The 26,083-nt window shown below is 57.7% G+C and carries 21 protein-coding genes and 1 riboswitch; of the genes, 13 read left to right on the top strand and 8 right to left on the bottom strand.

The features are described 5' to 3' along the window. The first annotated feature begins 111 nt into the window (after positions 1 to 111). The gene (gene waaA, locus EDB94_RS19185; protein WP_041644938.1) at positions 112 to 1,365 is read left to right on the top strand and encodes a lipid IV(A) 3-deoxy-D-manno-octulosonic acid transferase; all 1,254 of its coding nucleotides are present in this window, start codon (positions 112 to 114) and stop codon (positions 1,363 to 1,365) included. Positions 1,366 to 1,412: 47 nt separating this feature from the next. Here the strand turns inward: waaA and EDB94_RS19180 are convergent, their stop codons facing one another. After that, positions 1,413 to 2,795 (bottom strand): TolC family outer membrane protein, encoded by a 1,383-nt coding sequence (locus EDB94_RS19180; protein ID WP_108019261.1) that lies wholly within the window; start codon positions 2,793 to 2,795, stop codon positions 1,413 to 1,415. Positions 2,796 to 2,976: 181 nt separating this feature from the next. After that, positions 2,977 to 3,099, top strand: a riboswitch (TPP riboswitch). Between the two features lie 87 nt (positions 3,100 to 3,186). Between EDB94_RS19180 and thiC the strand changes: the two genes are divergently transcribed. The 4 genes from thiC (at position 3,187) to cpdA (ending at position 7,237) form a co-directional block, all read left to right on the top strand. Next, positions 3,187 to 5,064 (top strand): phosphomethylpyrimidine synthase ThiC, encoded by a 1,878-nt coding sequence (thiC, locus tag EDB94_RS19175; protein WP_108019260.1) that lies wholly within the window; start codon positions 3,187 to 3,189, stop codon positions 5,062 to 5,064. 61 nt (positions 5,065 to 5,125) lie between these two features. Further along, positions 5,126 to 5,743, top strand: a complete 618-nt coding sequence (locus EDB94_RS19170; RefSeq protein WP_108019259.1) for an NUDIX domain-containing protein — start codon at positions 5,126 to 5,128, stop codon at positions 5,741 to 5,743. Beyond that, positions 5,743 to 6,228: a DUF1249 domain-containing protein gene (locus tag EDB94_RS19165; protein WP_008170830.1), complete on the top strand. Its 486-nt coding sequence runs from the start codon at positions 5,743 to 5,745 to the stop codon at positions 6,226 to 6,228. The genes EDB94_RS19170 and EDB94_RS19165 overlap by 1 nt, the downstream gene beginning before the upstream one ends. A gap of 202 nt (positions 6,229 to 6,430) precedes the next feature. Next, the gene (gene cpdA / locus EDB94_RS19160) at positions 6,431 to 7,237 is read left to right on the top strand and encodes a 3',5'-cyclic-AMP phosphodiesterase (RefSeq protein ID WP_062786539.1); all 807 of its coding nucleotides are present in this window, start codon (positions 6,431 to 6,433) and stop codon (positions 7,235 to 7,237) included. Here the strand turns inward: cpdA and metE are convergent. After that, positions 7,231 to 9,510 (bottom strand): 5-methyltetrahydropteroyltriglutamate--homocysteine S-methyltransferase, encoded by a 2,280-nt coding sequence (metE, locus tag EDB94_RS19155; RefSeq protein WP_108019258.1) that lies wholly within the window; start codon positions 9,508 to 9,510, stop codon positions 7,231 to 7,233. The genes cpdA and metE overlap by 7 nt on opposite strands. A gap of 119 nt (positions 9,511 to 9,629) precedes the next feature. On the opposite strand from metE, the gene EDB94_RS19150 reads away from it, so the two are divergent. The 3 genes from EDB94_RS19150 (at position 9,630) to EDB94_RS19140 (ending at position 12,349) form a co-directional block, all read left to right on the top strand. After that, entirely contained in the window at positions 9,630 to 10,520 is an 891-nt protein-coding gene (locus EDB94_RS19150; protein ID WP_108019257.1) for a LysR family transcriptional regulator, read from the top strand. Positions 10,521 to 10,566: 46 nt separating this feature from the next. Beyond that, positions 10,567 to 10,959 carry a glycine cleavage system protein GcvH gene (gene gcvH / locus EDB94_RS19145; protein ID WP_008170823.1) on the top strand — a complete coding sequence of 131 codons (393 nt, stop codon included), beginning with the start codon at positions 10,567 to 10,569 and terminating at the stop codon, positions 10,957 to 10,959. 193 nt (positions 10,960 to 11,152) lie between these two features. Then, positions 11,153 to 12,349 (top strand): class I SAM-dependent rRNA methyltransferase, encoded by a 1,197-nt coding sequence (locus tag EDB94_RS19140; RefSeq protein WP_108019256.1) that lies wholly within the window; start codon positions 11,153 to 11,155, stop codon positions 12,347 to 12,349. 8 nt (positions 12,350 to 12,357) lie between these two features. On the opposite strand, the gene EDB94_RS19135 is transcribed toward EDB94_RS19140, so the two are convergent. Further along, positions 12,358 to 13,014, bottom strand: a complete 657-nt coding sequence (locus EDB94_RS19135; protein ID WP_108019255.1) for an HAD family phosphatase — start codon at positions 13,012 to 13,014, stop codon at positions 12,358 to 12,360. Between the two features lie 172 nt (positions 13,015 to 13,186). Between EDB94_RS19135 and EDB94_RS19130 the strand changes: the two genes are divergently transcribed. From EDB94_RS19130 to EDB94_RS19120, 3 genes are all read left to right on the top strand, one after another. Continuing rightward, on the top strand, positions 13,187 to 13,717 hold the full coding sequence (locus EDB94_RS19130; protein ID WP_041644941.1) for an RNA pyrophosphohydrolase: 531 nt from the start codon (positions 13,187 to 13,189) through the stop codon (positions 13,715 to 13,717). Between the two features lie 15 nt (positions 13,718 to 13,732). Then, positions 13,733 to 16,039 carry a phosphoenolpyruvate--protein phosphotransferase gene (gene ptsP, locus EDB94_RS19125; RefSeq protein ID WP_014576019.1) on the top strand — a complete coding sequence of 769 codons (2,307 nt, stop codon included), beginning with the start codon at positions 13,733 to 13,735 and terminating at the stop codon, positions 16,037 to 16,039. Positions 16,040 to 16,161: 122 nt separating this feature from the next. Beyond that, complete coding sequence (locus EDB94_RS19120; protein ID WP_008170814.1) at positions 16,162 to 17,403, top strand: patatin-like phospholipase family protein; 1,242 nt, start codon at positions 16,162 to 16,164, stop codon at positions 17,401 to 17,403. Positions 17,404 to 17,456: 53 nt separating this feature from the next. Here EDB94_RS19120 and hslU read toward each other — a convergent pair whose 3' ends face one another. The 5 genes from hslU to EDB94_RS19095 all read right to left on the bottom strand — a co-directional run bounded on the left by hslU (position 17,457) and on the right by EDB94_RS19095 (position 24,054). Further along, entirely contained in the window at positions 17,457 to 18,785 is a 1,329-nt protein-coding gene (gene hslU, locus EDB94_RS19115; RefSeq protein WP_008170812.1) for an HslU--HslV peptidase ATPase subunit, read from the bottom strand. Between the two features lie 12 nt (positions 18,786 to 18,797). Further along, complete coding sequence (hslV, locus tag EDB94_RS19110) at positions 18,798 to 19,328, bottom strand: ATP-dependent protease subunit HslV (RefSeq protein ID WP_008170810.1); 531 nt, start codon at positions 19,326 to 19,328, stop codon at positions 18,798 to 18,800. 90 nt (positions 19,329 to 19,418) lie between these two features. Then, a complete protein-coding gene (locus EDB94_RS19105; protein ID WP_062786528.1) occupies positions 19,419 to 20,057 on the bottom strand; it encodes an SPOR domain-containing protein in 639 nt (212 codons plus the stop codon). Positions 20,058 to 20,062: 5 nt separating this feature from the next. Then, entirely contained in the window at positions 20,063 to 21,748 is a 1,686-nt protein-coding gene (argS, locus tag EDB94_RS19100; protein ID WP_108019254.1) for an arginine--tRNA ligase, read from the bottom strand. Positions 21,749 to 21,879: 131 nt separating this feature from the next. Beyond that, a complete protein-coding gene (locus EDB94_RS19095; RefSeq protein WP_085986433.1) occupies positions 21,880 to 24,054 on the bottom strand; it encodes a primosomal protein N' in 2,175 nt (724 codons plus the stop codon). A 263-nt stretch (positions 24,055 to 24,317) separates the two neighbouring features. Here EDB94_RS19095 and rpmE point away from each other — a divergent pair, with 263 nt between their 5' ends. Next, positions 24,318 to 24,539: a 50S ribosomal protein L31 gene (gene rpmE / locus EDB94_RS19090; protein ID WP_008170804.1), complete on the top strand. Its 222-nt coding sequence runs from the start codon at positions 24,318 to 24,320 to the stop codon at positions 24,537 to 24,539. A gap of 251 nt (positions 24,540 to 24,790) precedes the next feature. Beyond that, positions 24,791 to 26,056: a malic enzyme-like NAD(P)-binding protein gene (locus tag EDB94_RS19085; protein WP_053114367.1), complete on the top strand. Its 1,266-nt coding sequence runs from the start codon at positions 24,791 to 24,793 to the stop codon at positions 26,054 to 26,056. Positions 26,057 to 26,083 lie beyond the last annotated feature (27 nt).

The raw sequence follows: 26,083 nt of genomic DNA, 5'->3' as shown, positions 1-26,083 counted from the left end.
TCCTGCGATGTCTTGGTCGATTGATGCTGGCACCGTGGCACTGGCGATCAATCGGAAGCAAATCAATAGGTTTTGCGCTATGATAGCGCACTGTTTTGCCCGGAGTCCTGTGTGCTGCAATTTATCTATTCCCAGCTTATTAGGCTGTTCCTGCCGTTCATCCTCCTGCGTCTCTGGTGGCACGGGCGCCGAGCTCCGGAGCTGAGGCGCAACTGGTACCAGCGCCTGGGCATCGTGCCGCGGGCAAGCGGTACGGTCGTCTGGGTTCATGCTGTCTCGGTAGGTGAAACCATAGCGGCTGCGCCAATGGTGCGGCGTCTGCTGGCCCGCAACCCGGGCATTACTATCCTGATGACGGCCATGACAGACACCGGCCTGTCTCAAGCGCGCAAGATGTTCGGTGATCAAGTCCAGTACGCCTACGCTCCTTACGATACGCCAGGTTCGATTCGTCGCTTCCTCGACCGCGCCAATCCCCGGATTCTGGTTATCATGGAGACCGAAATCTGGCCGAACATGATTCGCCAGTGCCGGGCCCGCCGCGTTCCCGTATTTTTGATCAATGCCCGGCTGTCAGAGCGTTCCGCTCGCGGTTACGAGCGCGTCCGCGGCCTGGCTGCGCCTATCATGCGCAGCATCAGCTGGGTGGCTGCCCAGGCCGAAAAAGACGCCGAGAGGTTTCGCCGGATCGGAGTTGCCCCGGCGAAAGTGGCCGTTACGGGAAGCGTCAAATTTGATGTGGATATTCCGGAGAATGTGAGAGCGGCGGCCGCGGCGCTTCGACAGAAGCTGGCGGGTCGGCCGGTCTGGATTGCCGGCAGCACTCATGGCAGTGAGAATGATGAGTTGCTGACCGCCCATGGCAGGGTTCTGGCAGACCACCCCAAGGCGTTGTTGATTCTGGTTCCGCGACACCCCGACCGCTTTGATCCGGTGGCGGAAAGGGCGCTGAAGGAAGGGCTGGCACTGGCCCGTCGGTCTCGTGGAGAAGACCCGGTCAAGGCCCAGGTATATCTGGGAGATACCATGGGTGAGCTGATGATGCTCTACGGTGCCAGCGACCTGGCGTTCGTTGGCGGCTCGCTGATTGAGCGCGGTGGCCATAATCCCCTGGAACCCGCCGGATGGGGTATTCCGGTGTTTTCAGGCCCGCACATCTTCAATTTTGAAACCATTTACCAACGCCTGCTGGACGATCGGGGCGTTAAGCTGGTTGCCGATTCAGATGATCTGGCCGCGCACGTGTCGTCTCTCTTTAGTGACGATACGGAACGGCAAGCAATTGGTCAGCGAGCGCTGGCCGTTGTTAACAAGAACCGCGGCGCACTCGACAAGGTGGTTGACGGCATTATCGAACGGGTCTGACCCGTCTCCCGAAAAAACAGGGCGAGCCCGCAGACCCGCCCTCGCTGTTACCGGGTCGGGTCGTCCAGGGTCTCTTCTTCGTTGGCCAGTGCCTCAATTCCCGGGGCAGCCGCGCTCAGCCAGTTGTTCAGCTCGATGAGGTCCTGGGGGCTCAGGGTGCCGGCGGCCTGTTTAAGCTGAAGGGAGTTGATCACGTAGTCGTAGCGGGCGTTGGCGTAATCCCGCAGAGCAACGTAATAGGCTCTCTCGGCATCCAGCACTTCCACAATGTTCCGGGTCCCCACCTCATATCCTGCACGGGTCGCGTCGAGTGCGCTGCGGCGGGAGACAATGGTCTGCTCCAGTGCGGATGCGGTTTCAACGTTATTGTTGACGGTCAGAAACAGACTTCTCGTATTTACACGAACATCCCGGCGAACGGTGTTCAGCGACTGCTCGGCAACGGTTACCAGTGAGCGCTGCTGGCGGACGCCTGCTTGAGTGCCTCCGCCGGAGTAGAGGGGTACATTCAGGGTAAGCCCGATGGTTCCTCGAGTCGTGGTGCCGTCCTGCTGGCTTGTGATCGGTGCGTTGGTGCCGTCAATGCCGTTCAGGTCTGTTTTGCCGTAGGAGGCGTTGAGGTCCAGCGTCGGATAGTGGCCGGCCTTGGCTTCACGAAGTCCGGCCTCGTTGGCGTTGAGCTCAAACAGAGCAGACTGGATTGACCAGTTCTGCTCCAGGGCGGTTGCTTCCCAGGCAGATGGATCCATCGGATCGGGGCGGCCCAGGGGGAAATTCTGGCGCAAATTGTCCAGTTCTTCGGCGTATTCGCCGGTCAGTCTCGCCAGTTGTTCGCGGGCCACGTTGAGCTGGTTTTCGGCGGCAATACGCTGGCTCTTGCTGTCGTCGTAGCTGGCACGCGCCTCATAGACCTCGGTTATGGCAATCAGGCCCACATCAAACCGTTCCTGAGCCTGCTCATACTGGCGCTGGATAGCGGCCTCGGTTGCCCGGGCGGTGGTGACTGTGTCCCGGGCCCGCAGAACGTTGAAGTATGCGGTTGCAACATCCAGGATCAGTTGCTGCTGGGCGAGGTTGTATTCGGCCCGGGCCGATTCGGTCTGGAACTTGCTGGCGTCATAGCGAAACCAGGCGTCAGCCCGAAACAGTGGCTGGGTTAACTGGACACCGTAATTCAGTTCCTGATAGCTGTTGTCCTGGCTCGGCCCGTCCACATCAATGTAGTTGCCCTCACCAAAGGCACCAATTTGCGGCAATAATGCGCTCTGGCTGACATCGCTGGCCGCCTGTTGAGCTTCAAAACTTGCTCTCGCGGCGGCAATGCCTGAGTCGTAGGACAGTGCTTTCTCATAGGTCTCGACCAGATCCATGGAAAGGGCGGGCTGGGCCGCCATGAGGCCAATAAGTCCTGAAAGCAATCGCTTCTTCATTATGTCTCCTGAATACGGTTACGCATCTTTGCCGGGTAAACGGGGTGCGTGTCGGATTCGCGGGCACGCGTGATCCCCGTTTTCATGGTCAGACGGGTCTGGTTGGCCATTATGGACAATAATTGCCCGCAGCTCTACACTTGCAAATGGCACCCATTCTGGGTGTCACGCATTACAGATTCGCGTCTTGACGGGGTGCTGGTCTGCTTTCCGAATCATGGGAGGTGACCGGCTGAGATTGCATCGCAGAACCCGCGACCTGATCCGGATAATACCGGCGTAGGGATTTAAGACCACAGTGCTGCCTGACCAGTGTTCCCCCAGAGGGAATCCGTGTCGAAAGCTCCGTCATACGCGACCCGAAATCCAACAATTGTTCCGGGAGCGAATGATGACCAACTTGCCTGATTACCTCTGCGATTCCGCCCAAGTGGATTCCGCCGCGATCAAACCCCTGCCAAGTTCACGTAAAATCTACGTTCAGGGAAGCCGACCCGATCTGCGTGTGCCCATGCGGGAAATCACCGTGCAGGACACGCCGACGGAGATGGGCGGTGAAAAGAATCCGCCGGTGGTGGTGTATGATACGTCCGGCCCGTACACCGATCCGGAAGCGACCATTGACCTTCGCAAAGGACTCAAGCCTTTAAGAGCCCAGTGGATTGCGGAGCGTGGCGATGTGGAGCAACTTCCCGGTTACTCCTCAGAGTTCACCCGCCGTCGCATGAAAGATCCGCAGCTCGACCCGCTGCGCTTTATGGACGAGCGCAAACCCCTGCGCGCCAAACCTGGCCAGAACGTCTCCCAGATGCATTACGCCCGCCAGGGCATTATCACCCCTGAGATGGAATACATCGCCATCCGGGAGAGCATGAAGCTGCAGGAAGCTCGTGCGCAGGGGCTTCTTGATGATCAGCACCCGGGTCAGTCCTTCGGCGCCAACCTGCCAGCTGAAATCACACCGGAGTTTGTGCGCGACGAGGTTGCCCGAGGACGTGCGATTATCCCCGCGAATATCAACCACCCGGAAATCGAGCCGATGATCATCGGTCGAAATTTTCTGGTAAAGATCAACGGCAATATCGGTAATTCTGCCGTCAGCTCTTCCATCGAAGAGGAAGTGGAGAAACTGACCTGGGGCATCCGCTGGGGTGCCGACACCATCATGGACCTGTCCACCGGCAAGAATATCCACGAAACCCGGGAGTGGATCATCCGAAACTCCCCGGTTCCCATCGGCACTGTGCCGATATACCAGGCACTGGAAAAAGTCGGCGGTGTGGCCGAGGACCTGACCTGGGAAATTTTTCGGGATACGCTGATTGAGCAGGCCGAGCAGGGCGTGGATTACTTCACCATCCACGCGGGCGTTCGCCTGCATCATGTGCCCATGACGGCGAAGCGCACCACCGGCATCGTCTCCCGTGGCGGTTCCATCATGGCCAAATGGTGCCTGGCGCATCACAAGGAAAGTTTCCTGTACGAGCACTTCGAGGATATCTGCGAAATCATGAAGGCCTACGATGTGTCCTTCAGTCTTGGCGACGGCCTGCGCCCCGGTTCCATTGCGGATGCCAACGACGCAGCGCAGTTCGGCGAACTGGAAACCCTCGGTGAACTCACCAAGATCGCCTGGAAACACGATGTGCAGTGCATGATTGAAGGCCCCGGCCATGTGCCCATGCATCTGGTGAAAGAGAATATGGACAAGCAGCTCCAGTGTTGCGACGAAGCGCCGTTCTACACCCTGGGCCCGCTGATTACCGATATTGCGCCGGGCTACGATCACATCACATCCGGTATTGGTGCCGCCATGATCGGCTGGTATGGCTGCGCCATGCTTTGCTACGTCACACCCAAGGAACACCTGGGGCTGCCCAACAAGGACGACGTGAAAACCGGCATCATCACCTACAAGATCGCCGCCCACGCCGCGGACCTGGCGAAGGGGCACCCGGGTGCCCAGATTCGCGATAATGCGCTCTCCAAGGCCCGTTTCGAATTCCGTTGGGAAGACCAGTTCAACCTCGGTCTGGACCCGGATACGGCTCGCGCCTACCACGATGAGACTCTGCCAAAGGAATCCGCCAAGGTGGCGCATTTCTGTTCCATGTGCGGACCGAAGTTCTGCTCCATGCAGATTTCCCAGGAAGTTCGGGATTATGCGAAGGAGCATGGCCTGGACGAGGTGTCGGCAGTGGATGCCGGTATGCAGGAGAAATCTCGCGAGTTCGTGGAGTCCGGGAGTAAGCTTTACGACAAGGTTTGAACTTGAAGTAATACCCAACTAAAGGCTATCGTTCCAAGTCGATTCAACGACCGGACAAAAAATGGCCAAACTGTTCCAGTTCAACGCCGACGACGTCAACGTCGAAAAACGTGAAACCGTCTTCCAGGGCTTCTTCCGCATGGATAAGCTCTGGTTGACCCATCCGCGTTTTGACGGCCGGGACATGCCGGTGTTTACCCGAGAACTCTTCATTCGTGGCGATGCCACCTGTGTACTTCCCTACGACCCGGAACGGGACGAGGTAGTCCTTCTTGAGCAGTTCCGTCTTGGTGCCCTGGGCCGTGATCAGTCGCCGTGGCTGCTGGAGCTGGTAGCTGGTATGAACGAAGACGGCGAGAGCCCTGAAGAAGTCGCTCAACGCGAGGGCCAGGAAGAGGCCGGACTTACCTTTGAGCCGCTGGAAAAAATCTGCGATTACCTGGTGTCACCCGGCGGCAGCACGGAAATGATTCACCTTTACTGCGGGCGTGTCAGCACCGCAGATGCCGGTGGTCTGTATGGTATGGAACATGAGCATGAGGATATCCGTGCCCATGTGGTGTCATCCGACGACGCCATAGCGATGATCCACGATGGTCGCATCAACAACGCGGCAGCCATTATAGCCCTGCAGTGGCTCGAGCTGAATCGGGCCCGTTTGAGGAAAGGGTGGCAGTGATGGGCGAGTGGACCATGAAACCCAGGCGGTATGTTCCGGATCTCAGGCAGCTCGGTGCCCTGTGTGACGGAAACTATCAGCGGCTCCGTAAGCTGAGGCAGCTGGAGGTGGACGGCAAGCCCGTGTGCGAGTTCGAGCTGCATCGGGAGAACCACTACCTGGGACGAGTCCGGATTCAGGTGCTCCAGACCGCAAAGTTCACCGAAACCCTGTTGCTTGAGCAGGTCCATAATTCCGGTCGTTGGTTAAACAACCCTCAAATGACCGTACGGGTCTACCACGACGCCAGCATGGCGGAAGTGATCAGCTGCTACCGTGATCGCCAGATTGCTCCCGTCAACGATTACCCCAATCGCTTCATGCACCATCCGGATGAAAAGGTCCAGGTCAACGGCTTCCTCGCCGATTGGCTGGATTACTGTCTCAGGTTTGGTCACCTGCCCATGGAACATGCAGCCTGGTCTGCCGGCGAAGGCGTCGACTGACGAGGTCCGATACACGCTTATCCTGTACTAAAGTGGTGTGGCTATGGCGCACCGATGTGCCATAGTTGTCAAAAATTGCAATATATCGTCTAAGCCTTGCCAGAATGTGACCCGGGTTCGATTCGAAAGTGATAAATCTGTGAATCGGCGTCGTACACTTGTGATCAGACCACGTATTGCCAGCGAGTAGATCCAGAACGCCATGACCACGAAGGAAAAAAACCGGCCACTGCGGGTACTGCAGCTGACTGATCCGCACCTGATGGCGCGTGCCGACGGAGATCTGTTGGGCGTCAGAACCCGGGAAAGCCTGCAGGCGGTTATTGCAGAGGTATTGAAAGTGCACGGTCAGCCGGATCTGATTCTGGCTACCGGGGATCTCGCTCAAGACGGGTCGGTGGAAGCGTACCGAGTCTTTGGTGAGAGCCTGAAGTCTTTCTCCTGTCCCTCAGTCTGGATCGCTGGTAATCATGATCATATTGATAACCTGCTCCAGGTTTCTCGCGAGTACAACGCTTCTGATCGTCACGTGATTCAGGGTGGCTGGCAGTTTGTGATGCTGGATTCCTCTGTGCCCGGCAAGGTTTTTGGCGCTCTGGCTGAATCCGAACTGGCGTTCCTCTCGGAGACGCTCGAGCAACATCCGGACATACCGGCAGTGATTGCACTCCATCATCATCCGGTGGATATCGGCTCCGACTGGATGGAGAAAATTGGCCTCACCAATCGCGATGCGTTCTGGCAGGTGCTAGATCGATTTCCTCAGGTCAGGATCGTGTTGTGGGGGCATATCCATCAGGAGCACGAGCGCGAGCGCAACGGCGTGCAGCTGTTGGCCACGCCGTCCACCTGCATCCAGTTTACTTCCGGTTCCAGTAAGTTCTCGGTTGAGGATTTACCGCCCGGGTACCGCTGGTTCGAATTCCACGATTCCGGCGACTTCGCAACGGAAGTCCGCCGGGCCGAAGATTTCCAGTTCGAGCTGGATCAGAACAGTTCCGGTTACTGAATAGTTTCCCTGAGTTCCCGAGCGGCGGCGACCATGCTTTTCAGGGCAGGGCGGACCTCCTCCCACTGACGGGTCTTCAGGCCACAGTCCGGGTTCACCCATAGCCGCTCTGCCGGTATCCGCTCTGCCGCCTTTATCATCAATGATCGAATCTGCTCGCTGTCGGGAATATTCGGTGAGTGTATGTCATAGACACCGGGCCCGATGTCGTTCGGGTAATGGAAGCCACGGAAGGCATCGAGAAGCTCCATGTCCGACCGGGAGGTCTCGATGGTAATCACATCAGCGTCCATCCGGGCGATGGCTTCGATAATGTCGTTGAACTCCGAATAGCACATGTGGGTGTGGATCTGGGTTTCGTCTCGAACGCCGTTGGCAGATATCCGGAATGACTCGATGGACCAGTCCAGATAGTTCTTCCAATCGGCTTGCCGCAGCGGCAAGCCCTCCCGAAGGGCGGCTTCATCGATCTGGATAATTCGGGCGCCCGAGGCCTCCAGATCAAGCACCTCCTCCCGGATGGCCAGTGCCAGTTGAAGGCAGGTCTCTCGCCGTGGCTGGTCGTCCCGCACGAACGACCAGTTGAGGATGGTGACAGGTCCGGTCAGCATGCCCTTCAGAGGCTTTTTCGTGAGCGACTGGGCATAGCGGATCCATTCGACGGTCATGGCTTTCGGGCGAGATATGTCTCCGAACAGTATGGGTGGTTTCACGCATCGGGAGCCGTAGGACTGAACCCACCCGAACTGACTGAAGGCATAGCCGTCCAGTTGTTCGCCGAAATATTCGACCATGTCGTTTCGTTCGGCTTCGCCGTGAACAAGCACATCGAGCCCCAGGGCCTCCTGCTCGACAATGCAGCGACGAACCTCTTCGCGAATCCGGGCGTTGTATTGCGGCTCCGTTAGCTCACCCTTTCGGAACTGCAAGCGGGTCTGGCGGATATCCCGTGTTTGGGGAAAGGACCCGATGGTGGTTGTCGGGAAGCGGGGTAGGCCAAGCTTCCGTTGCTGTATGGCGATGCGGTCCGGGAAACGGCTTTGCCGCTGACCCAGTGCCGGGCTGACGTCGGCGAGACGTGCCTGCACAGAAGCGCTGTGAACTTGTTCGGATGTTACCCGACTGTTGACGGCTACCGTCGATTCCGCCAGTTGTTCGCGAACGGCCGCTCTTCCATTGTTCAACGCTGTGGCGAGAGTCTTCAGTTCATCCAGTTTCTGGACGGCGAATGCCAGCCAGCTGCGGATTTCCGGGTCCAGCTTGTCTTCACTCGTTAGATCGACAGGCACATGAATCAGTGAGCAGGATGGCGCGAGCCAGAGGCGATTCCCCAACTTTTCATAGACCGGTTCGAGCCAGTCGAGGGTCTTCTCCAGATCCGATCGCCAGATATTCCGGCCATTGATAACGCCCAAAGAAAGTTGCTTGTGGGGCGGTAGCCAGTCGACCACACGGGGGACTTCCTGTGGGGCACTGATGGCATCGAGGTGCAATCCGGCCACGGGTAATTCACAGGCCAGCTGCAGATTTTCTCGCAATTCACCGAAGTAAGTGGTTACCAACAACTTCGGCGTGCTTGTCTTGAGGTGGTGATAAGCGAGGCTGAAGGCGTGGCGCCAGTCCGCATCCAGGTCGGTCACAAGCGCGGGTTCGTCTACCTGAACCCACTCAACGCCATGGTCTGCTAACAGTTCCAGAAGCTCTGAGTACACGGGCAGTAAAGACTCCAGCAGCAACAGTCGGTCGCTGTCGTCTTTGGCTTTGCCAAGCCAGAGATAGGTGACGGGGCCGATAATCACCGGCTTTGGTGTTAATCCTTGGGCTCGCGCCTCGTCGATCTGATCGATTAGTCGGTTGCCATTGAGTCGAAAGCGGGTGTTCTGGTGGAACTCGGGCACGATGTAGTGATAGTTGGTGTCGAACCATTTGGTCATTTCCCCTGCCTGAACACCACAGCAGGCTGATTCCTGCCCGGAACGCCCCCGGGCTACCCGGAAATAACGGTCGAGTTCGCTGCCTTTGGTGTCGTTCACCCGCTCGGGCAGGTTGCCCAGGGTGACACTCATATCCAGTATCTGATCGTAAAAGGAGAAGTCTCCGACGGGCACCCGGTCCAGTGGGCGTTGGTTCTGCCAATGCCTGCGCCGGAGATCGGCACCGGTAATCTGCAGATCTTCCTCGCTTATCCGGCCTTTCCAGAAGGCTTCCTGGGCAAACTTCAGCTCACGGCGGGCCCCGATTCGTGGGAAGCCGAGATTGTGGGTGGTTACCATGGTGTGTCCTCTGCTTGATTCTGTGATTTTGAAGAAAGTGCAGAATATCCACCTGGCGGAATGAAAAATAATGGTATTATTTCAGAGATCAATGAATATTGTTCATGCGAAGGGTAATAATGATCGAGCGAAGCCATCTGGAAATTCTCCGGGCAGTGAATCGGCAGGGGTCTTTGACGGCGGCCGCCGAGTGCCTGCATTTCACGCAATCTGCCCTCAGCCATTCCATCCGTAAGCTGGAACACCAGTTTGGTACCGACATCTGGGTGCGGGAAGGGCGGCAGTTGCGACTGACACAGTCGGGGGAATACCTTCTTTCGCTGGCCAACAGGCTGCTGCCGCAGATGGAGCACGCGGAGATGCTGATCGGCCAGTTTGCCAGGGGGCAGCGTGGCACGCTGCGTATCGGAATGGAGTGCCATCCCTGCTATCAATGGCTGTTGAAAGTAGTCGGGCCCTATCTGGAGGGCTGGCCCGGGGTGGATGTGGATGTAAAACAGAAATTCCAGTTTGGCGGCATTGGCGCCCTGTTCGGTCACGACATCGACATGCTGGTAACTCCGGACCCCCTGCAGCGCCCGGGCCTGGTTTTCGAGCCGGTGTTCGACTACGAGCAGGTGTTGGTGGTGGCCGCGGACCATGCTCTGGCGGACAAGGCCTGGGCTGAACCCGGGGATCTGGAGAAAGAAACCCTGATCACCTATCCGGTGGAAATCGAACGTCTGGATATCTACACGCGGTTCCTGCTTCCGGCCCACGCCAGTCCCGCGCGGCACAAAACCATCGAGACCACCGATATCATGTTGCAAATGGTCGCGGCAGGGCGCGGGGTGGCCGCGCTCCCACGCTGGCTGGTCGAGGATTACGATGCCCGGATTCCGGTTCGGCCGGTTCAGCTCGGGGAAACGGGGATTCCGAAACAGATCTTTTTAGGACTTCGTGAGCGGGATCGGGAGGTGGATTACCTGAATTCGTTCATGAAGCTGGCACGTGAGGTTCGCTGGAATTAACCTCTTCAGTTAAACTGCGCAAAAAATTCGTTCAGGAAACCAGACTATGAGTGAGATACCCGCAGACCTGAAATACATTGAGACCCATCAATGGGTTCGCGTGTCAGACGATGGCACGGCGACTGTCGGTATTACGGATTTTGCCCAGGAGCAACTGGGTGATGTGGTATACATCGGTGTTCCGGATGTGGGCGCAACGGTTAACGGTGGAGAGGAAGCCGGAGTCGCTGAGTCTGTGAAGTCGGCTTCGGATGTGTTCAGCCCGGTGACCGGTGAGGTTATCGAGGTGAATGAGAGCCTTGAGGACGAGCCGGAGAAGGTCAACGAAGATCCCTACGGTGACGGCTGGCTTTACAAGGTGCGGCTTGAGGATGCTGGTGAGCTGGATGGCCTGATGGATTCTACAGCTTATGCGGAGCATGTGGCGGCCGAGGAATAACACTTCCGCTTGGGAGGCTGGCCTGACGGTGCGGGCCTTCCAAAACACGCTGTGAATACGTCCCTGTACGCTTGGCTCCGCCATCCCTGGCTCCGCACAGTTTTGGAAGGCCCGCCCCGTCAGCCCGTCATACATCGGTATCAGTTTCAACTCATCTTGTATAATCCCTGTCTTTCCTTTCCAGGTGGTCTTTATGAATTTTCCGGTTCTGTATCTTCGAAAAGGCGCAGAGCGCCGTCTCCGTGCTGGCCATCTATGGGTTTACAGCAATGAGGTGGACACCCGCCGCAGTCCGCTGACGGAATTCGAGGCCGGTGTTCAGGCGGAGCTTCGGGCGTCGAACGACAAGCCTCTGGGTACAGTGTTCGTTAATCCCCATGCGCTGATTTGTGGCCGGCTGATCAGTCGGGATCCGGGCCACGGTATGACGCCCCAGCGGTTGACCCAGCGGATGGAGGCTGCGCTTGCGCTCAGAGAACGGCTTTTCGACAAGCCGTTTTACCGTTGGGTGTTTGGCGACAGTGACGGGCTTTCGGGGCTGGTGATTGACCGGTTTGATTCCACGGTGGTGGTGCAGATTTCCACGGCCGGTATGGAAGCGATGAAGGAGGCGGTTGTTCGGGCAGTCCAGCGGCTGGTGCACCCTGAGGCGATCATCCTCAAGAACGATGGCAAGATGCGCAAGGTGGAGGGGCTGGATACCTACGTGGAGCAGGCCCATGGCGCTGCGGTGAGTCTGCTGGAGGTGGAGGAGAACGGTGTCCGGTTCGAGGTGCCGTTGGAGGGCGGCCAGAAGACGGGCTGGTTTTACGATCATCGGATGAACCGTGCCCGTTTGCAGGCCTATGCGCCGGGCAAGCGGGTGCTGGATGTGTTCAGTTATGTCGGTGGCTGGGGCATTCAGGCCGCTTGTGCCGGGGCCACCCAAGTGACCTGTGTCGACAGTTCGGCCAGTGCCATTGATTCGGTTCACCACAACGCCAGGCTCAATGGCCTCGACAATGTGGAAACCATTGAGGGGGATGCCTTCGAGGCCCTGAAGGCGCTGGCGGATGAGAAGGAGAAGTTTGATGTGGTGGTTCTCGATCCGCCGGCACTGATTCCCCGGCGCAGGGACCAGAAGGCGGGGGAAGAGGCCTATGCCCGGCTGAACCAGCTCGGTCTGCGGTTGCTGGAGCGCGATGGGATACTGGTTTCCGCGTCCTGTTCGATGCATCTCTCGCAGGAGAAGCTGGTGGACATCATTCGAGGCAGCGGCCGCAAGATCGACCGCTTTGTCCAGTTGCTCGAGCAGGGGCATCAGGCTCCGGATCACCCGGTGATTCCGGGCATCCCCGAGACCGATTACATCAAATCCTGCTTTGTTCGTTCACTGACGGGATTCTTCTAATCCTGCCATTAACCCCGAAGTGACATGACTTTCCAGCCGTTGTCCCGGGCATATTGCTCCAGGGTCGGGTCCGGGTCTACGGCCACCGGGTTGTCCACTTTTTTCAGCAGCGGCAAGTCATTGTGGGAGTCGCTGTAGAACCAGGCCCCCTCAAGTGTCCTGTTATGGGCACTCAGCCAGTCATCCAGTCGCGTGACCTTGCCATCCTGAAAGCTCGGAGTGCCGGCCACTTCGCCTGTATAACGGCCGTTGACAAGCTCGGGCTCGGTGGCGATCAGATGTTCGATGCCGAGGGCCTCGGCAATGGGTTCAGTCACAAAACGGTTGGTGGCGGTGATAATCATCAGGGTGTGACCCTGCTCCCGGTGGCTGTCTAGCAGCGTATTCGCAGTGGCCTGCATCATGGGGCGCACTTTTTTCTCCATAAAGGCTTCCCGCCACGCCAGTAGCTCTTCCATGTTGTGACTGGCCAAAGGCTGAAGGGCAAACCCCAGGTAGTGCAGAATATCCAGCTCGCCGTTCAGGTATTCCTGATAGAAGCGGTCGTTGGCAAGGCGGTATTCCTCGGCATCGACAATGCCTTCCTCCACCAGAAATTCGCCCCAGGCGTGGTCGCTGTCTCCGGCTAAAAGGGTGTTGTCGAGATCAAAAATTGCGAGCGTCAAGCGGCTACCTCCGGTGATCACAGGGCTTGCAGTAAAACGTCAAGTCTATCATGACCTGTCCCCAACGGCTCCGTTTGCCGAACCCTTGGGATTCTGTAAGAATGAGAGCAACTTGGACAAATCCGACCGGTGAATTTTGTACCGGTCAACCGACTTTTGAGAGGACTGTGCCGTGATCGATTCAGACGGTTTCAGACCCAACGTCGGAATCATTCTGGCCAATCACAGAGGAGAAGTTCTCTGGGCAAGGCGAATAGGGCAGGACTCCTGGCAGTTTCCCCAGGGTGGCATCAAACATGATGAATCCCCCGAGGATGCGCTGTACCGGGAGCTTGGAGAGGAAATCGGCCTCTGTGCAAACGATGTGGAAATCATCAGCTGCACGCGAGGCTGGCTGAGGTATCGACTCCCGAGGAGGATGGTACGCCAAAACTCCCACCCCGTTTGTGTGGGCCAAAAACAGAAATGGTTCCTGCTGAGGATGTTATCGCCGGACGCGCAGGTTTGCGTGGACGGTACGGATTCACCGGAGTTCGACGGCTGGCAGTGGGTAAGCTACTGGTATCCGTTGGGGCAGGTGGTTTCATTCAAGCGAGAAGTGTATCGACGCGCGCTGAGAGAGCTTGCGCCGCGACTGTTCTACAACATGGAGCAGTGGCATAGGGCGGAGCAGAATCGGCGTTTACAGGAACACCAGAAATGACGGACTGACACCGCCATGCTGAGCATTCTGCGAAGTCTAGTACAAGAGGTAAACAGCGCCCGCGATCTGCAGGAGGCGCTGGATATCATTGTATCGCGGGTGCAGAAAGCCATGGGAACCGAGGTCTGTTCCGTCTACCTGCTTGACCCTGCCACCAACCGCTACATTTTGATGGCCACCGAAGGCCTTTACCGCAAGGCGGTTGGCCAGGTGAGCCTGGCCTATTCAGAGGGTCTTGTCGGCCTGGTGGGCTCTCGTGAGGAGCCTATCAACCTCGAGGATGCGCCCTCCCATCCACGCTATCGTTACTTCCCCGAGACTGGTGAGGAGCGCTTCCGCTCGTTCCTGGGTGTTCCGATCATTCACCATCGCCGGGTGTTGGGTGTGCTCGTTGTCCAGCAGAGGGAGAGTTCCCGGTGCTTTGATGAGGGCGAAGAGGCATTCCTGGTAACCGTTTCCGCTCAGCTGGCGGGGGTCATAGCCCATAGTGAAGCCACCGGCGCCATCAGTGGCCTGTCCCTGACCGGTGAGGAGGCACACGATGTTAGTTTTAACGGCGTGCCGGGTGCTCCAGGTGTTGCCATCGGCAATGGCGTTGTCGTTTATCCATCGGCTGATCTTGATGTGGTTCCGGAAAAGCCGACTGACGATATTGATCAGGAACTGGCCCTGTTCGGAGCGTCGGTTAAGGCGGTAAGGGAAGATATCGAGCGGGTTGCCAAGCGGTTGGCTTCGCAGCTGCGTCCTGAAGAGCAGGCCCTGTTCGATGTTTATCTGAGAATGCTGGGCGACGATGCCATGCCTGGTGAGGTGTCGAACAAGATCAGGGAAGGGATCTGGGCCCAGGGCGCTCTCAAGCAGGTGGTCCAGCAGTACATCCGTCATTTCGAGATGATGGACGATCATTACCTGCAGGAACGCGCTGTTGATATCCGAGACCTGGGCCGCCGTCTGCTGTCTCATCTGCAGGAAGGCGAGCAGAAACACCTGAACTACCCCGAGCGCACGGTCCTGGTCAGCGAAGAGCTGACACCTGCCATGCTTGGCGAGGTCCCCAAGGGGCAGCTGGTGGGTCTGGTGTCGGTCAAAGGCTCCAGTAACTCTCATGTCGCCATTCTGGCACGCGCCATGGGCGTGCCGACTGTTATGGGGCTGGTCGATATTCCCGTAAACCAGCTCGACGGCAAGGAGCTGATCGTAGACGGCTTTGAGGGCCAGATTTTTGCTTCGCCATCGGCAGACCTCCGGTCCTACTACCAGGCGATCTGCGACGAAGAAGACGAACTTATTCGCGGGCTTGAAGTTCTCAAGGACAAGCCCTGTGAAACCACCGATCACCATCGGGTCTCACTTCTGGTGAACACCGGGTTGATGACCGATGTGGTGCGCTCGCTCTCGCACGGTGCCGAGGGTATCGGTCTTTACCGGACCGAAGTGCCCTTCATGATTAAGGACCGCTTCCCCTCAGAGCAGGAGCAGCGAGAGTATTACCGGGAGCAGCTCGAAGCCTTCGCGCCGAGCCCCGTTACCATGCGGACGCTGGATATTGGCGGCGACAAGGCGCTGACCTATTTCCCGATCCAGGAGGAAAACCCGTTCCTGGGCTGGCGGGGTATCCGGGTTACCCTCGACCACCCGGAGATCTTCCTGGTTCAGGTTCGGGCCATGCTCAAGGCCAGCGAGGGGTTGAATAACCTCCAGATCATGCTGCCAATGATCTCCAACATCTCGGAGGTGGAGGAGTCCCTGCACCTGATTTACCGGGTGTACCACGAGGTTCGGGAAGAGGGTTACGACATTCACATGCCCAAGGTGGGCGTGATGGTCGAAATCCCCGCTGCCGTTTACCAGATCCGGGAGCTGGCGGACCGGGTGGACTTCCTCTCTGTTGGTTCCAACGACCTGACCCAGTATCTGCTGGCGGTGGATCGTAACAATCCCCGGGTTGCCCAGCTCTATCACTCGTATCACCCGGCGGTACTCCAGGCGCTGGTGCGAATCGCCCAGGACGCTCACTCGGTGGGCAAGCCCGTTGGCATCTGCGGTGAACTGGCGGGTGATCCCGGCGGTGCGCTGCTGTTGATGGCCATGGGTTACGATTCCCTGTCCATGAACGCCGCCAGCTTGCCGAAGGTCAAATCGGTGATTCGCAGTGTCAGCCGTGAGTGGGCCATTCAGCTATTGGAAGATGTGTTGTTGCTGGACTCGCCTCACGTGATCAAGAGCTGTGTCGACCTGGCGTTGCGTAATGCCGGCTTCGGCCGTTACCTGCGCCCCGGCAAGTCAACGGCCATGGCGGTATCAGAGGCCGCCGTTTCCTGATCGCAGGTGCGGGTTTGGGCAATATAGGGTGCGCACTCTAAATACGGTTGTTATCTTGAGAATGGAATTATCCGGCGGCCTGCCCGACGGGCCCGCATTCTTAATCCGGAAAAGGGAAGGCTATGAGCTCGCCAATTGACCATAAACCCGCTCCCCGCATCGGGCTTGCCCTTGGTGGCGGTGGTCCTCTGGGCGGCATTTATGAAATCGGAGCGCTCCGGGCGCTGGATGAGGCACTTGATGGTCTCGATTTCAACAACATCGATGTTTATGTTGGTGTAAATGGCGGCTCTTTTGTGGCGGCGAATCTCGCCAACCAGATGACCACGGCGCAACTTTGCCGGATTTTCGTGCGCAACGAGGCGGAAGTGCACCCGTTCCATCCGGAAGTATTCTATCGCCCGGCTTTCCGGGAGATTGGCAGTCGATTGCTGGCAATTCCCGGCCTGGTTTCCACGGCGGTAAGCCGCTTCGTCAACAACCCCTACGATCAGAGTCTGCTGGAAGCCATGACCATCCTGGCCCAGGCAGCGCCGGCCGGGCTGTTTGATAACGAAGGCCTGCATGAGTATCTCAAACGGGCCTTCACCATGCTCGGGCGCACCAATGATTTCCGTCAGCTCAAGCGCAGCCTCTACATCGTGGCTGCCGATGTTGAGAGTACCGAAGCGGTCTGTTTTGGCGCTCCCGGTTTTGACCATGTGCCCATTTCCAAGGCTATTCAGGCCAGCACTGCCTCGCCGGGGTTGTATGTGCCAGTGGAAATCGATGGGCGGTATTATGTGGACGGTACACTGCGCAAGGGTTTGCACGCCTCCGTGGCTTTTGAAGACGGTGCCGACCTGGTTTTCGCCGTGAATCCCCAGGTGCCGATTGACGCCAGTGCGGCGGTCCGGGCCGGCTCCATGAAGCCGGGCGAGCTGACCCGCTCAGGTATGCCAAACGTTCTGTCACAGACCTTCAGGACCATGGTGTACTCAAGGATGCAGTCGGGCATTGCCCAGTATGCCCGGGATTATCCCGACAAGGATATTCTGCTGTTTGAACCCACCCGAGACGACGCCAAGCTGTTCTTCTCCAACGTATTCAGCTTCCAGTCCCGTAGAATGGTGTGTGAGCACGCCTATCAGATGACACGGCGGGATCTTCTGAGTCGTGCAGATCAGCTGGAGCCCAAGCTGGCGAAATATGGCATCAAGCTTCGCCGGGATCGCCTTGAAGACGAGCAGCGGACGATCAGTACCAGTCTATACGGCGAAATGCTGCCACTGTATGTGGCCAAGGGCAGGAAGAAAAAAGCCGAGAAGGGCCGGTTGGCGGGTGGCTTGACTAACGTTTCGCACCTCTTTTCAAAGGCGCAATAATGTTCAGTAGGCGAGGGGGCAGATGACTGTGTCATCTGCCCCCTCGCTCACGCCTACAGAATGTACCGGCTCAGATCCTCGTCTTCGGACAACTCTCCAAGCTTTTCATCCACGTATTCGGCGGTTACCTCGAAGCCATCGGTAACCTTGTCACCGGCATCGAAGGACAGGGTTTCAAGCAACCGCTCAAGGACGGTATGCAGCCGACGGGCACCGATGTTTTCAGTGCTCTCGTTCACCTTCCAGGCAACCTCGGCGATACGTGCAATGGCATCCTCCCGGAAGGTCAGTTTCACACCTTCGGTCAGCATCAGCGCTTCGTACTGCTGCACCAGGGAGGCATCCGGTTCGGTCAGGATGCGTTTGAAGTCCTCGGGTGTCAGTGCCTGAAGCTCAACGCGGATCGGCAAGCGGCCTTGCAGCTCCGGAATCAGGTCCGAGGGCTTGGACAGGTGGAACGCGCCGGAAGCGATGAACAGAATATGATCGGTGCGCACAGAACCGTATTTCGTACTCACGGTGCTGCCCTCGATTAACGGGAGCAGATCGCGCTGGACGCCTTCGCGGGAAACATCCGACGAAGTATTCTCGGATCGCTTGGCGACCTTGTCGATCTCATCCACGAACACGATGCCATTCTGCTCGACGGCCTGAATGGCTTTCTGTTTGATCTCTTCTTCGTTGACCAGCTTCGCAGCTTCTTCTTCCTTGGCCCGCTTGAGGGCGTCCGAAACCTTCATCTTCCGTGTTTTGCGCTTGTCGGAAGACAGGTTGGAGAACATGCTCTGCAGCTGATTAGTCATCTCCTCCATGCCCGGAGGCGCCATAATTTCGACTCCGGCGCTGGAATTGCGCAGGTCGATCTCGATTTCCTTGTCATCCAGTTCGCCCTCCCGGAGTTTTTTCCGGAACAGCTGGCGAGTGGATGAGTCGGAACTGCGTTGGCTGTCCTCACCGAAATCGCGGGGCGGCGGGATCAGTGCATCCAGGATGCGCTCTTCCGCCGCGTCCAGTGCCCGTTCTTCGTGACGCTTCATTTCTGCTTCGCGGAGCATCTTGACGGCCATATCCGCCAGATCACGAATGATGGATTCCACGTCGCGACCGACGTAGCCGACTTCGGTGAATTTGGTGGCCTCCACTTTCAGAAACGGGGCATCGGCCAATTTTGCGAGGCGCCGGGCAATCTCGGTTTTACCCACACCCGTGGGACCGATCATCAGGATGTTCTTGGGAGTGATCTCATCGCGCAGGCTGCTGTCCAGCTGCATCCGGCGCCAGCGATTTCTCAGGGCGATAGCCACCGCCCGCTTGGCTTCTTCCTGGCCCACGATGTGTTTGTTGAGCTCGTGGACAATCTCACGGGGAGTCATTGCAGACATGGTCGCTCCGGATCAGTCGTTTTTGGAGAGCACTTCAAGGGTGCGATTGTGGTTGGTGTAGATACAAATGTCGGCGGCGATATCCAGACCTTTCTCAACTATCTCGTGGGCGGACAGGTCTGTGTTTTCCAGTAAGGCCCGGGCTGAAGCCTGGGCAAAGGGGCCGCCAGACCCGATGGCAATCAGGCCCTGTTCCGGCTCAATCACATCCCCGTTGCCGGTGATGATCAGCGAGGCGGTTTTGTCCGCTACAGCCAGCAAGGCCTCGAGCCGGCGCAGCGCACGGTCAGTTCGCCAGTCTTTCGCCAATTCCACCGCAGCCCTGGTGAGGTTGCCCTGGTGTTTTTCAAGCTGGGCTTCGAATCGCTCGAACAGGGTGAAGGCATCGGCGGTACCGCCCGCGAAGCCGGCGATCACTTGGCCGTTGTAAAGGCGGCGAACCTTCCGGGCGTTGCCTTTCATTACGGTGTTGCCGAGGGAAACCTGGCCGTCGCCACCCATGGCAACTTCGTCATCGCGCCTGACGGAAAGAATGGTAGTCATTTGGGCTCCAATTGCCTGATTGAAATTGGTATCCCGTTGTTATGGAGGCTTCTGGTGCGAATTCAAGGTGTTCGCACCAGGCCCGAAAGATCAGCCTTCCTTGGGGATCTTACGGACTAATGGCTGGATATTCAGAGAAACCAGTTTGTCGATAGCAGAATTCATCTGGCTTCTGGATGTGAAAGGGCCAACGTTGACACGGTACCAGACGGAGCCGTTGTCCAGATCAATCCTCTGGGTGCTTGCCCGCAAACCCTGGAAAGCGATCTGGGCCCGCTGTCGTTCCGCGTCTTCCTTGCTGCGGAAGGAGCCGGACTGAAGCAGATAATTGAAATCCGTTTGCGTCGGTCCGGGCGTGTATTCTTCGACTTTGGGCGGTACTACCTCGGATTCCGGCAGCATCTCGTAGAACCGGAACCCGGGCTTGTCTTCTTCCTTGGCTGTTTCCGCAGGCGTCTTTGCAGATTTCTGGGTCGGCTTCTCACTGACTGCTTGCGGTTGCGAACCCGGGTTTGCAGGCAGGGAGTTCAGATAAAAGATAAACCCGATGAAGCCGCCCACGGCAGCCAGGGACAGAATCCACTTGAGTGACAAACTGCCGTGCTGGGCACGGGCGCTGGCCTTGGGTTTTGGACGGGCCGCTTTTGGCTTTGTCTGCCTCGCCGGTTTCGTGCGCGACGTGGCCGACTCTTTGGCGGGCCTGTCCTTGCGGGCGTAATCTCGGGACATTCGTGTTACATCTCTTCCGGTGCGCTGACGCCCAACAGGTCCAAGCCGTTGGCAATAACCTGCCGGATGGCAAGGTAGAGGCTGACCCTGGCATCACGAATCGCCGTATCTTCGATCAATACCTTGTGGGCGTTGTAATACGTATGGAACTGGCCCGCCAGGTCCCGCAGGTAGTGCGTGAGATGGTGCGGCTCACGTTGCGCGGCGGAATTGGCAATGAGCTCCGGATACTTGGCCAGCTGGTTGGCCAGGTCCTTTTCCTCGTCAAGCGTCAGCAGTGAGAGGTCGCCAATACATTCGTTGCGGCCGCGCTCTACACCTTCCTCGGCCAGTTTTCGAAGCACGCTGCAGATGCGCGCGTGGGCATACTGAACGTAATAGACCGGGTTTTCATTGGTCTGGGAGCGAGCCAGATCGATATCGAAGGTCAATTGTGAATCGACGCGGCGCGCGGCCAGGAAGAATCGGGTGGCATCGCGGCCAACTTCATCAATCAGGTCCCGGACTGTTACATAGCTGCCCGCGCGTTTGGAGATTTTTACCTCCTGGCCGCAGCGGGTCACCATCACCATCTGGTGCAGCACGTAATCAGGCCAGCCTTGAGGAATGCCGGCATTCAGTGCCTGCAAGCCGGCGCGGACGCGGGTAACGGTTGAGTGATGATCGGCACCCTGTTCGTTAATCACGGTGGTGAAGCCCCGTTGCCACTTGTCCAGATGATAGGCGACATCCGGCAGGAAGTAGGTGTAACCACCATCCTTCTTGCGCATGACCCGGTCCTTGTCATCGCCGAACTCGGTGGTCTTCAGCCACATGGCGCCATCCTGCTCGTAGGTGTAGCCATTTTCCTGCAGGCGCTTGACCGTCGCTTCGACCTTGCCGTCTTCGTACAGGGAGGATTCCAGGAAATAGACATCGAACTGAACCCCGAAGGCTTTCAGGTCCAGATCCTGCTCCCGCCGCAGGTAGGCGACGGCGAATTCGCGGATGGCATCGCGGTCCTCCGGATCCGCCTTGGCGGTCACTTCCCGATCGTCTGCAGTAACGGTGTCGCCGGCAAGGTAGGCCTTGGCAACATCAACAATGTAATCGCCCCGGTAGCCGTCCGCCGGCCAGCTCTCGTCGTCCGGCGTAAGACCTTTCACCCGCGACTGGACTGAGAGCGCCAGGTTATCAATCTGCGCCCCGGCGTCGTTGTAGTAGAACTCCCGGGTTACATCGTAACCGTTGGCTTCCAGCAGCCGGCAAAGGCAGTCGCCGATTGCCGCGCCCCGGCCGTGCCCAACGTGGAGGGGGCCTGTGGGGTTGGCCGAGACAAACTCCACCTGAACTTTTTCGCCCTGGCCCTGATTGTTGCGACCGAAACGATCGCCTTCATCCAGTATGGTATTGACCACTTCGAAGGCACTCGCAGTGCTCATAAAGAAGTTGATAAAACCGGGCCCGGCAATCTCCACCTTCTCCACCGCACTGCTCTCAGGCAGGTTCTCGATCAGAGCCTCCGCCAGTTTGCGGGGCGCGCAGCCAGCCGCTTTCGAGGCAACCAGGGCAATGTTGCAGGCATAATCGCCGTGGGACTTGTCCTTGGTATTGCCCACCTGTGGAGTGAAGGACTGGTCCGCAGGCAGCGTGCCATCGGCTTGGAGTGCTGCCAGTGCAGACTGGAGCAGATCGGAAACGGTCTCTTTCATGCTGTCAGATGACTCGGTTTACAGGAGAATTGGATTCGGGGCAGGAGGCCCGTTGAAAACAGAAGGCGGCTATTATCGCGGAAAGTTTGGCTGCAAGCAAAAGGCTCGGGATTCCGCAGTCTCGGCTCAAATTATCCTGTTTCCTGCGGATCAACATCAATCATCCATTTGACCCCGGCAGGCAGCTTTCTCTGGTCCAGTTCCTGACAGATTCCGGTAAGCAGGCTGTTCAGCTTTTTCCGGTTGCGGGCGTTGAGGATCAGTTGCGCGCGATGCTTGTCGGCGCGCCGGGCAATCATGGCTGGCAACGGTCCCCAGGTTTCGATGCCTGTGGTATTCGCGAGGGGCTTAATTGTATCCAGCACTTGCAAGCTTTTCTCCATGGTGTCGCCTTCTGCCCTGAAGATAGCCATGGCGCGGAATGGCGGGAATTGGCCTTCTTCCCGCTCTTTCAGGAGTTGGTCGGCGATGTCGAGGTAGTGGCCTTCGCACAGTGTCTTTAACAGCGGGTGGTCGCTGTGGCAGGTTTGCACAAGCACTTTGCCGGGCTTTGTGCCCCGTCCGGCGCGGCCACTGACCTGCAGAAGGGTCTGTATGAGTTGCTCGGGGGCGCGAAAGTCCACGCTGAACAGCCCACCATCCGCGTTTACCACCACCACGAGTGTGACATTCGGGAAGTCGTGTCCTTTCGCCAGCATCTGGGTGCCCACAAGCACGCACGGTTTGCCGGTGTTTACCTGGTTCAGGATGCCCTGGATGCTGCCTTTGCGCTGCGTACTGTCGCGATCCACTCGCACCACCGGTGTATCCGGGAAAGCCGTGGCAAGAATGTCCTCCGTTCTCTCGGTGCCCTGCCCAACCGGTTTGAAGGCCTCACTCTTGCACTTTGGGCACTGCTCGGTCGCCGCCGTCTGGTAGTCGCAGTGGTGGCATCTCATCGCCCGATCCCGGCGGTGGTAGGTCAGGCGAGTGTCGCAGCGCGGGCATTCAACCATGTGGCCGCAGTCAAAGCACATCATGACCGGGGCAAACCCTCGCCGATTGACGAAAACCAGCGCCTGCTCACCTTTTGCCAGAATCTGTTCGATGGCATTCAAGGCAGGGCGGGAGAGGCCGCCCTCCAATGGGCGACTCCGGATATCCAGCAAGCTGATGACCGGGGGCGCAGCATTGCCGGCGCGCTCTTCAAGCTTTACCAGATGGTATTTGGCCTGCTCTGCATTATGAACGGATTCCAGCGACGGAGTGGCGGATCCCAGAATTACGGGGCATTTGTTCAGGTGTGCGCGGTAGACGGCCAGGTCCCGGCCGGAGTACCGAAAACCTTCACCCTGCTTGTAAGAGCTGTCGTGCTCTTCATCGACAATGATGGTTCGCAGGTTGGTGAACGGTAGCAAAGCAGCCGATCGCGTACCTACAAGGATAACGGGCTCGCCGTTCCGCACTTTCAGCCATGTCGTCAGACGTTCACTGTCGTTCAGCGCTGAGTGCCATACGACAATCCGTGCGCCAAAATAGCGCTGGAATCGGGCGACCGTTTGGGGCGTCAGATTGATCTCCGGAACCAGTACCAGGGCCTGATCCTGATTTCCCAGGTGTTCTTTCAGGTAATGAAGGTAGATCTCGGTTTTTCCGCTACCGGTGATGCCGTACAGAAGGAAGGCGGAAAACCCTTCGTCCGGGGTAGCCAGCTGCTCTGCGGCAGATGTCTGCGCCTCGGATAATCTGGGTCGGCGGGCCAGCAGCTCGGGGGCTTCATTGAAATCCGCCGGTCGGGCTGGCGAGACAACCTCGATCAGTTGCTTCTCCTGCAGTGCCTTGAGTTGCGCCCGGTTGAATCCCGCCCTCAGAATATCGGTTGTCGGGGCGCCGTTGGATCGCTGGTTCAGCCAATCCCAAAGGGCTTTTTGTTTATGCGCATTCGCGGGAATCGTCGAGCCGCTGTCGATTGCCAGCCACCACTGATCCTTTTTTTCCTCTGCAATGCGCCCTCGTCTTAGTGCTGGGGGCAGGGCAGTAAACAGGCATTCGCCGAGCGGATGCTGGTAATAGTCGCTTGCCCAACTGAGAAGCTTGAAGGTTTCCACGGGCAATGCAGGCCAGTTTTCCATTGCCCCTGCCACAGCCTTGAGAGTGATGCCGGGAGGAGGCTCAACGCCCACCTGAACAACAAGACCCGTTGCCTGCTGCCGGCCAAAGGGTATTCGCACCCTCTGACCAGGCGTCAGTTCAAGGCCTTCCGGGATAATGTAATCGAAGAGTCGACGCAGGGGACGATTCAAGGCAATGCGTGCGATCAACGGCACTGAGTGCTCCACGGGATGACGGGTGTCACGGTTTTTCCTTATCCTGTCTAGTCGGCGGCCTGCCGCGAAATCCAAGGTGGGCGAGTCCGGAAGTCAGTGTGGTGCTTGCCTGCAGAACTAATTGCAAGTAAGATTCGCGGTCTGTTTCCGGCAGGGCATGATTGTGCCCCGTCTTCTCAATTGATTCAAACGTGCGGTGCCTGGCGCCTGGGCAGATTCGATGCCCCGTGATCAGGTAGCGGCATGACCTAACGAGGTTCGCCATGAAAGAAGGTATCCACCCGAAGTACGAAGAGATTACTGCGACCTGCTCTTGCGGTAATACATTCAAGACTCGTTCTACCTACACCCATGATCTGCAGCTGGATGTGTGTTCCCAGTGCCACCCATTCTACACCGGCAAGCAGAAAGTTATGGATACCGGTGGTCGTATCGACCGTTTCCAGAAGCGTTTCGGTGGTCGCATCGGCGCCAAGAAAGACTGATCGAGCTGGATTCGGGAAAAGCGCCTTCGGGCGCTTTTTTTGTGCTCGGTTGTCAGAGTGTATCTATAAGATACATACGCAATTAGCCCTATTGACTGTTCACAAAATGTTCATGAGGCACTTGTCGTTTCCGGGCTGGCGGGCCATAATGGCGCGCTCCGCCGAGTAGGGGCCTTCGATTCGGAGTTGATCTGAGGCTCTCTGGCTTCGGCGGTTCACTACCTTTAAACGTGACAAACGGAACAGTGGCAATGTCTCAAGATCTGAAAGAAGCAGCCCTTGAATATCACGCCAAGCCGCGGCCTGGTAAGCTGAGTGTCGAAATCACCAAGCCAACCAAGACCTCCCGCGACCTTTCCCTGGCGTATAGCCCCGGGGTTGCCGAACCGGTCCGCGAGATCGCAAAGGACCCGGAGAACGCATACAAGTACACTGCCAAGGGCAACCTGGTGGCTGTCATCTCTGATGGTTCTGCGATTCTTGGTCTGGGTAACCTGGGTCCGCTGGCAAGCAAGCCGGTTATGGAAGGCAAGGGCGTACTGTTCAAGCGCTTTGCCGGAATTGATGTCTTCGATATTGAAGTCAATTCCGAGAGCCCGCAGGCGTTTATCGAAACAGTTGAGCGTATTGCAGATACCTTCGGTGGTATCAATCTGGAAGACATCAAAGCGCCCGAGTGCTTTGAAATTGAGCGCGCGCTGATCGAAAAGTGCAACGTGCCCATCTTCCACGATGACCAGCATGGTACTGCCATCGTAACTGCAGCCGGCATGATCAATGCCCTCGAGCTGCAGGGCAAAAAGATTGAAGAGGCGAGGGTGGTCTGCCTGGGTGCCGGTGCTGCCGCCATTGCCTGCATGAAGATTCTGATCAGCTGCGGTATTCGTTCTGAGAACATCTTCATGCTTGACCGCAAGGGTGTGATCCACTCTGGTCGTGATGATTTGAATCAGTACAAGGCAATGTTCGCCAACGACACGGACAAGCGCACTCTGGACGACGCGATTGATGGTGCTGACGTATTCCTGGGGCTGTCCGGTCCGGATCTCCTGACTGCTGAACAGCTCAAGAAAATGGCTCCCAAGCCGATCGTTTTCGCCTGCTCCAACCCGGATCCGGAGATTAGCCCGGAAATTGCCCTGGCAACCCGCGATGATCTGATCATGGCCACCGGTCGCTCTGATTATCCGAACCAGGTTAACAATGTGTTGGGTTTCCCGTTCATTTTCCGTGGAGCGCTGGACGTTCGTGCCACCGCGATCAACGAGGAAATGAAGGTGGCGGCCGTCAATGCAATCCGTGAGCTGGCCAAGGAGCCTGTGCCTCAGGAAATTTGCGAGGCATACGGTGTGGAGAGTTTCGAGTTCGGGAAAGAGTACATCATTCCCAAGCCGATGGACGTCCGCTTGCTGGAAGTTGTGCCGGCCGCCGTTGCTCGCGCTGCCGTGGATTCCGGCGTTGCACGTAATCCATACCCTGCGCACTACCCGCTGAAGTCAATGGACGACATTATCTGATCTGTCATCCAGGGTATAAAAAAACCG

The sequence above is a fragment of the Marinobacter sp. 3-2 genome, assembly GCF_003751355.1.
In the GTDB taxonomy this organism is placed as follows: Bacteria; Pseudomonadota; Gammaproteobacteria; order Pseudomonadales; family Oleiphilaceae; genus Marinobacter; species Marinobacter adhaerens.
This window is presented reverse-complemented; position numbering and strand designations above follow the sequence as displayed.

What these genes read in the sequence shown, in the direction of transcription:
- EDB94_RS19180 (WP_108019261.1), bottom strand. Translation starts at nt 2,795, where the DNA reads ATGAAGAAGCGATTGCTTTCAGGACTTATTGGCCTCATGGCGGCCCAG.
- thiC (WP_108019260.1), top strand. Translation starts at nt 3,187, where the DNA reads ATGACCAACTTGCCTGATTACCTCTGCGATTCCGCCCAAGTGGATTCC.
- EDB94_RS19170 (WP_108019259.1), top strand. Translation starts at nt 5,126, where the DNA reads ATGGCCAAACTGTTCCAGTTCAACGCCGACGACGTCAACGTCGAAAAA.
- EDB94_RS19165 (WP_008170830.1), top strand. Translation starts at nt 5,743, where the DNA reads ATGGGCGAGTGGACCATGAAACCCAGGCGGTATGTTCCGGATCTCAGG.
- cpdA (WP_062786539.1), top strand. Translation starts at nt 6,431, where the DNA reads ATGACCACGAAGGAAAAAAACCGGCCACTGCGGGTACTGCAGCTGACT.
- metE (WP_108019258.1), bottom strand. Translation starts at nt 9,510, where the DNA reads ATGGTAACCACCCACAATCTCGGCTTCCCACGAATCGGGGCCCGCCGT.
- EDB94_RS19150 (WP_108019257.1), top strand. Translation starts at nt 9,630, where the DNA reads ATGATCGAGCGAAGCCATCTGGAAATTCTCCGGGCAGTGAATCGGCAG.
- gcvH (WP_008170823.1), top strand. Translation starts at nt 10,567, where the DNA reads ATGAGTGAGATACCCGCAGACCTGAAATACATTGAGACCCATCAATGG.
- EDB94_RS19140 (WP_108019256.1), top strand. Translation starts at nt 11,153, where the DNA reads ATGAATTTTCCGGTTCTGTATCTTCGAAAAGGCGCAGAGCGCCGTCTC.
- ptsP (WP_014576019.1), top strand. Translation starts at nt 13,733, where the DNA reads ATGCTGAGCATTCTGCGAAGTCTAGTACAAGAGGTAAACAGCGCCCGC.
- EDB94_RS19120 (WP_008170814.1), top strand. Translation starts at nt 16,162, where the DNA reads ATGAGCTCGCCAATTGACCATAAACCCGCTCCCCGCATCGGGCTTGCC.
- hslU (WP_008170812.1), bottom strand. Translation starts at nt 18,785, where the DNA reads ATGTCTGCAATGACTCCCCGTGAGATTGTCCACGAGCTCAACAAACAC.
- hslV (WP_008170810.1), bottom strand. Translation starts at nt 19,328, where the DNA reads ATGACTACCATTCTTTCCGTCAGGCGCGATGACGAAGTTGCCATGGGT.
- EDB94_RS19105 (WP_062786528.1), bottom strand. Translation starts at nt 20,057, where the DNA reads ATGTCCCGAGATTACGCCCGCAAGGACAGGCCCGCCAAAGAGTCGGCC.
- argS (WP_108019254.1), bottom strand. Translation starts at nt 21,748, where the DNA reads ATGAAAGAGACCGTTTCCGATCTGCTCCAGTCTGCACTGGCAGCACTC.
- rpmE (WP_008170804.1), top strand. Translation starts at nt 24,318, where the DNA reads ATGAAAGAAGGTATCCACCCGAAGTACGAAGAGATTACTGCGACCTGC.
- EDB94_RS19085 (WP_053114367.1), top strand. Translation starts at nt 24,791, where the DNA reads ATGTCTCAAGATCTGAAAGAAGCAGCCCTTGAATATCACGCCAAGCCG.